Below are 6511 nucleotides of genomic sequence, written 5' to 3'. Positions count from 1 at the left end.
GTCGGGGGGTGGGTGGGATTCCGCACGGCGTGGGAGTGGAAGCTCTGCGAAGGTCGGGACGTTCTTGATCCCGGGTGCGCCACCGCGCGCACCCGACGACACCGACGCAGAAGGAGAGGTCATGGCCGACCGCAACGCCACGACTAGCTGGACCGGCGACCTGGGCTCGGGTTCGGGCCTCGTCACCCTGGACTCCTCGAACGCGGGGCAGTTCCCCGTGTCGTTCGCGACCCGCGCCGAAGACCCGGCCGGGCAGACCAGCCCCGAGGAGCTCATCGCCGCCGCGCACTCGTCCTGCTTCAGCATGCAGCTGTCCGGGTTGCTCGGCGAAGCCGGCCTCACCCCGGAACGGATCGACACCAGCGCCGAGGTCACCCTCGGCAAGTCCGGCGGCGGCTTCGCCATCACCGGCATCGCGCTGACCGTGCAGGCGACCGTGCCCGGCGCCGACGACGCCACCTTCCAGCAGGCCGCGCAGAAGGCCAAGGAGATCTGCCCGGTCTCCGCCGCCCTGACCGGCACCACCATCACCCTGGAAGCCACCCTGTCCTGACGTTCCCCGGGAGCAACGGCCCGTTCGACCGGTGGGACCGGGCGGACGGGCCGTTCACGTGAGGGGCGGCGGCCCGGCGGCTGAGGGGGAACCCGGCGACCCGGGCGCTGCGGAGCCGCACGGCGACCGGTCACTCCGGGAGCCCAGGACGCCGGTCGCTCCGGGATCGCCCGGCACCCCGGTCGCGTCCGGAACCCGCGGCAGACCGGCCACTCCGGACGACCGCATCGGACGGAACGGACGATCCGCCCGCGGACCGCTCCGGACGGACCAGCCGACTGCTCCGGCCGCGCGAGCGCGACGGGCCGCGGGCGGGGCAGGATCGGGACGCGGTCCGATTCAGGGAGGCGGCCATCGGCGTCGACGTGGTGCTCGCCGTGCTCGGCGCGGCGCTGCTGCACGCCACCTGGAACGCCCTCGCGCACGGCATGGACGACCGGCTCGCCGGATTCACCCTCATGTCGCTGGTCTACGCCGCGATCGGCGGTGCCGCCGCCCTGGTCACCGGGTTCCCCACGGCCGCCGCGTGGCCGTACGTGCTCGCCTCCGCCGCGGCGCACGTGCTCTACCAGGTGGGGCTGATGCTCAGCTACCGCCTCGGCCAGTTCGGCCAGGTCTACCCGCTCGCGCGCGGCACCGCGCCGTGGGTGGTGGCGCTGACCTCCGCCGCGCTGCTCGGACAGCGGATCTCGGTGCCCGAGCTCGCCGGGGTGCTGGTGATCTCGGCGGGGCTGACCAGCCTGGTGCTCGTCGGCGGGCGGCCCACCGCCGCGCGGTTCCCGGCGCTGGCCGCCGCGTTCGGCACCGGGCTGGTGATCGCGCTCTACACCGTGCTCGACGGCGTCGGCGTGCACCGGACCGACGTGCTCACCTACGCCGCCTGGCTGTTCCTGCTGCAAGGGCTCGCGCTGCCACCGCTGGCGCTGGCGGTGCGCGGCCGGGCGCTGCCCGCCCAGCTGCGGTCCGCATCCGGCGGCGCGCTGCTCGGCGGGGTGCTGTCGCTGGCCGCCTACGGCATCGTGCTGTGGGCGCAGACCCGCGGCGCGCTCGCGCCCATCGCCGCGCTGCGCGAGACCAGCATCGTGTTCGGCGCGCTGATCGGGGCGGTGCTGTTCCGCGAACGCCTCGGCCGGGGGCGCGTGCTCGCGAGCGCCGTCGTGCTCGCCGGGATCGTGCTGCTCAACCTGCCCTGACCGCGACCGGGCGCCGCGCCGCCGCGGTGAGGACCGCGACGAGCCGGGCGCGGAACCCGCGCACCGCCGCCTCCGCCGCCGGCGTCCCGGGGAAGCGGGCGCGCAGGAACAACCCGTCGTCGGTGCGCGAGACCCACAGCTGCACGTCGTCGGCCACCGTCTCGCTGCTGATGTGCCGCGGCCGGGACTCCGGGAACTCCAGCGACACCGGCATCGCCCGGTAGTCCACGTAGGACAGCATGAAGATGTCGCGGCGCACCCGCCGGTAGTCCTCGGCGACCGCGGCCAGCACGTTCGGCAGCGGCACCCCCAGCGTGCCCAACGCCTCCCGGAACGCGACCTTCGCGTGCGTGTGGGTCTCCGCGAACCGGCCCTCCACCACGTTGAACGCGATCGGCGCGTTCGTGGTGAACCAGCCGACCGCGTGCCGCCACCGCGGTTCGTGGCGGGTGTGCAGCGGGACGAGCAGCCCGATCCGGTCCTCCGCGCCCAGGTCGCGCAGCGCCAGCCCGGCCGCCGCCAGCAAGCCGGTGAACACGCTGCCCGCCGCGGACCGGCAGGCCGCGTCGAACGCGTCCGCGGACTCCGCGTCCAGCAGCCGGTCCGTCGTCGAGCGCTGCGGCACCGGCTCGCCCGGCCGCACCCCGAGCTCCAGCGGGAACGCGGGCGTCGTGCCGCCGCAGTCCAGCAGGAAGTCCCGCCAGTAGGTCACCGCCGGGTGCTCGCCGATCGGCGCGGGCGGTGCGCCCAGCACCTCCAGACCGGGCGCGTCCCACTCGGGTTCGGGCGTGGTGCGCACCGCGTCGACCCGCGCCGCGGCGACCGCCGCGTGCTCCGCCGCGCAGTGCGCCACGAAATCGCCGACCGGGGGCAGCGCCGCCTCCTCACCGCGGGCGGCGGCGCGGTACAGCACCTGGATCTCGTGCGCGGCCACCGCCATCGACTGGGCGTCCGCGCAGGAGTGGTCGAACGCGGCGAACACCGTCATCCCCCGCTCGTGCCGGATCGCGCCCAGCAGGAACGGCGGCCACCGCAGCGGGTGGCACTGCTCGGCGAACCGCCGCGCCAGGTGCGCGCGCACCGCCGCCGAAGTCCGGAACTCCCCGGCGTCCTCGCGGTGCAGCGCCACCGCATCGGGGTCGAGCACCGCGCGGCCGATCTCACCGCCGCGCTCGGTGAACCGGCTCAGCAGCCCGGGATGCCGCCGCACCCACCGGCCGAACGCCTCCGCCAGCGCGGCGGTGTCCCGCTCCCCCGGCAGGTCGAACGCGCAGGCCAGCCATTGCGGTCCCCCGCCGGCGGCGATGCCGTCCAGGTGGAAGCGCTGGTTCAGCGACGGCGGCACCTCGCTCGGGGTGAACTCGTGGCCCTGGAGCGGGAACGCGGTCCACTCCACGACCTCGCCGGGCGGCGGGTCGAACGCGCTGGTGGTCGTGACGTGCACCGGCGATCACTCCACGGCCGCGAGCGACGCGGCGATCCGGAACTCGTGGTCGCCCTCGGCGAGGACGCGGTGCAGCACGTCCTTCGTCCGGTCCAGGTAGCGGGCCACGTTCGCCGCCGCGACCGGCGTGTCCGGGTAGCTCGCCTTCAGGTAGGTCAGCCCGCGCAACCTGTTGATCCACATCGGCACGTCGAAACCCTCCCCCGGGCCGCTGAGCACCTGCGCGCCCGCCTCGGCCCACAGCTCGGAGCCGCGGATGCGGCGCAGGTCGATGAACGACACGATCGGCAGCACCGTGCGCGCGTCCTCCTGCAGCCGCAGCTGCGACCCCAGCACCTCCAGCAGCTTCACCACCGGCACGTCCGCGATCGCGCGGGCGCGGACGAACGCCTCCTCGGCGGCGGCGAGCACCTCGCCGAAGGTGCTCAGCCCGGCCAGCGAGAAGTGCAGCGGCACCAGGTTCACGAACCAGCCCTGCGCCGCGGCCCACCGCGGCTCGTCGCGGGTCTGCACCGGGGTCAGCGTGCGGTAGGAATCCGCGCCGGCCAGCTCGGCGGCGGCGATCGCGAGCGCCGCGAAGATCCCGGCCGGGAGGCCGCCGCGGTGCGCCCGGCAGCGCTTGCCGAACGCGGTGGCCTGGGCGTCGTCGAACAGCTCGCGCTCGGTCAGCAGCTTGCCGCGCGGCTCGTCGCCGAGTCCCAGCGGCAGCGGGAACGACGGCGGCCTGCTGCCGCCGTCGAGCCAGAACTCGCCCCAGGTCCGCGCGGCCGCGGCCTGCTCCGCAGCATCGAGTTCGCGGGCGCGCTCCAGCGCGGCGAAGTCCGCGTGGTCGCCGACCTCCGGCAGCTCGGCCGGTTCACCGGTGACCTGCTCCAGGTACAGGCGGCGCAGTTCGTCGAACACCAGGAAGATCGAGTAGCCGTCGGTGTGCGCGTGGTCGACCGCGAAGAACACCGTCGACGACTCCGGGCGCAGCACCGCGCCGAGCACGAACGGCGGCCAGCTCAGCGCGCTGGTGGCGGTGGCGAACCGGTGCAGCAGGTGGTCCCGGATGTCGGCGCCGCTGTCGTACTCGCCGACCTCGACGGGCACGAACTCGACGTCCGCGGCGTCCAGCGCGCAGCGGCGCAGCTCATCGCCGGTGTTCTCGAACCAGGTCAGCAGGGTGGCGTGCCTGCGCACCCAGCGCTGCCACGCCCCGGCCATCGCCGCCGGGTCCAGCTCCCCCGGCAGGTCGAACGCGGTGGCCAGCCACGGCGAGTGCACCGCGCCCGCGGCGTCGTTGGCCAGCGAGCGGCGGAGGTGGTTCTCCTGGAACGAGGACGGTGGCGCCGGGTGCTCCAGCGCCGAACCCACCGAGTCCGAAGTGGACTCCGACGGGTGCCATTCGACGAGCCTGCCCGGAGCGGGCTCGTAGTCGCGGAGTGCGTTCATCCTCATGGACGAGTTCCCTTCAGCACCACGTCGTGGTCCAGTCCGGTGTGCCGCGTGCCCGCGCCGACCGGCGTGCGCGCGCCCGACCCTACTTGATCATGAAGCTCGACGTCCGTCCACAGTGGCGCGAACTCGGGCACCAGGTCCGGATCGGCCGTCGCCGCCGCCGCGCGCACCAGGCAGCCGAGCCGGGCGACGTACTCGCGCACCGCGGCGTCCGCCTGCTCCGCACCGGGGAACCTGCTCGTCACGTAGATGCCCTCGACGCTGCGCATCACCCAGAGGTAGACCTCGTCCGCGGAGCTGGCCGGGGCGTGCAGCGCCCGCGCGTTCGACTCGGCCCAGCAGCGCGCTCCCGGACTGGATCGCAGGTCCATGTAGGACACCACGAACCGCGGCGGCAGCTCGACGCCCAGCAGTTCCGCCACCTTCGGCACCGGCACCGTGGACAGCGGCTTCGCCCGCCGCAACGCCGCGCCCGCGCTCGGCAGCAGGTCCAGCAGGTCCACGCCGTCCGGCACCCCGGCGGCGCCCGCGGCGGTCACGCCCACCGGCAGCGCCAGCTCCACCGGGGCGAGGCCGACGAACCAGCCGACCGACCGCGCCCACGACCGCGCCGACCTGGTGTGCAGCAGCAGCAACGCGCGGAACCGGTCCGGCGCGTCGGCCGCCCCCGGCCGGGCCGCCGCGAGCGCCAGCGCCGCCAGCGCCCCGGAGAACGCGCTGCCCCCGTTGCGGCGGCACGCCTGCTCGAACGCCGCGGCGCCGTCCGCGTCCACCAGCCACTCGCACAGGCCGTGCTGGCGCGACCCGTCCGCGGCGAACGGCGCGCCCGCGGGCAGCGGGAACCCGGGCGGTGCGCCGCCGCAGTCGGCGAGGAACTCGGCCCACCGCGCCACCGGCTCGTCGGAGCGCTCGAAACCGTCGGTGTACTCCCGCTCCCGGGCGCAGAAGTCCACGTAGCTGCCGATCTCCGCCACCGCGGGCAGGTCGGCGGCGCGTCCGCCGCGGGCGGCGAGGTAGAGCTCGCGGATCTCGTGCAGCACCAGCAGGATCGAGTAGCCGTCCACGTTGCCGTGGTCGAAGGCGAGGCACACCGTGCACGAGTCGGCGCGGGTGACGGTCGCGAACACGTACGAGGGCCAGCTCGTCGGGTCGGTGCGCGCGTTGAACAGCTCGCGCAACGCGTCGGAGATCTCCGCCGGTTCCCGGAAGGTACCGAGCGCGTCGCGGGAGATCACCGATCGACCGGGGGCCCAGGTGCGGCGCCGGACCTCGCCGCCGTCCGAGCGCAGGGCGCTGCGCAGGGTCTCGTGCCGGTCGACCCACCGCAGCAGCGCCGCGCGCCAGGCCGGCTCGTCCAGCGGGCCGTCCAGGTCGAAGCCGATCGCCAGCCAGCTCGGGTCGCTCGCCGCGCCCCGCTCGGCCCGGGCCCGCACGTGGGCCTGCTGCAGGTGCGACGGCGGGCGGGGGTCGGGCACGGGTTCCGCCCCTTCCGCGGGGGACACGCTCCACTGCGCCGCCTCGCCCGGCCGGACGCTGTAGTCCGCGATCTCCGTGAATCTCATGCCACCCAATCAGGTTGCCGATACCGCGCCCCGCTCGCGTCGGGTCGTCGCACTGGACCATTCCGATGCGCGGAGAGGTCATGATGCCGCAAGGCGACCGGAATGGGTTTCGGGGCCCCACCGGTCCAGCGCGCTAGGGCGGCCATTCAAAACCGGGGAACTGCGCGACCGCAAGACCCCGATGCGCGAGGAGAACGTTTCCGCAGCGCAGGGCGTCCGTAATTCACGTCCACGGGGCAGGATCGGGACGCGGCACGACCGATTCAGGAACGTTTCTCACGAATGCTGATATTTGTTCGAGTCGTGAAAACTTTCCGGG

At 74.6% G+C, this 6511-nt stretch carries 5 protein-coding genes; 2 read left to right on the top strand and 3 right to left on the bottom strand.

The genetic code is table 11. From position 1 onward, the window contains the following. The first annotated feature begins 121 nt into the window (after positions 1-121). Both LCD35_RS29205 and LCD35_RS29200 read left to right on the top strand, forming a co-directional pair. Complete coding sequence (locus tag LCD35_RS29205) at positions 122-553, top strand: OsmC family protein (RefSeq protein WP_224962952.1); 432 nt, start codon at positions 122-124, stop codon at positions 551-553. A gap of 365 nt (positions 554-918) precedes the next feature. Then, entirely contained in the window at positions 919-1746 is an 828-nt protein-coding gene (locus LCD35_RS29200) for a DMT family transporter (RefSeq protein WP_225045277.1), read from the top strand. Here the strand turns inward: LCD35_RS29200 and LCD35_RS29195 are convergent. Genes LCD35_RS29195 through LCD35_RS29185 form a run of 3 tightly spaced genes read right to left on the bottom strand, consistent with a single transcriptional unit; the run spans position 1733 to position 6192 of the window. After that, the gene (locus tag LCD35_RS29195) at positions 1733-3190 is read right to left on the bottom strand and encodes a condensation domain-containing protein (RefSeq protein ID WP_225045276.1); all 1458 of its coding nucleotides are present in this window, start codon (positions 3188-3190) and stop codon (positions 1733-1735) included. The genes LCD35_RS29200 and LCD35_RS29195 overlap by 14 nt on opposite strands. 6 nt (positions 3191-3196) lie before the next feature. Continuing rightward, positions 3197-4630 (bottom strand): condensation domain-containing protein, encoded by a 1434-nt coding sequence (locus tag LCD35_RS29190; RefSeq protein WP_225045275.1) that lies wholly within the window; start codon positions 4628-4630, stop codon positions 3197-3199. Then, a complete protein-coding gene (locus tag LCD35_RS29185) occupies positions 4627-6192 on the bottom strand; it encodes a condensation domain-containing protein (protein ID WP_225045274.1) in 1566 nt (521 codons plus the stop codon). Before LCD35_RS29185 ends, LCD35_RS29190 begins: the two co-directional genes overlap by 4 nt. Positions 6193-6511: the final 319 nt, after the last annotated feature.

Origin of the sequence: Saccharopolyspora sp. 6V, from assembly GCF_020176785.1 — a bacterium.
GTDB lineage: Bacteria > Actinomycetota > Actinomycetes > Mycobacteriales > Pseudonocardiaceae > Saccharopolyspora_C > Saccharopolyspora_C gregorii.
Note: the sequence above shows the minus strand (reverse complement) of the source record. Positions and strands in the feature narration are given on the sequence as shown.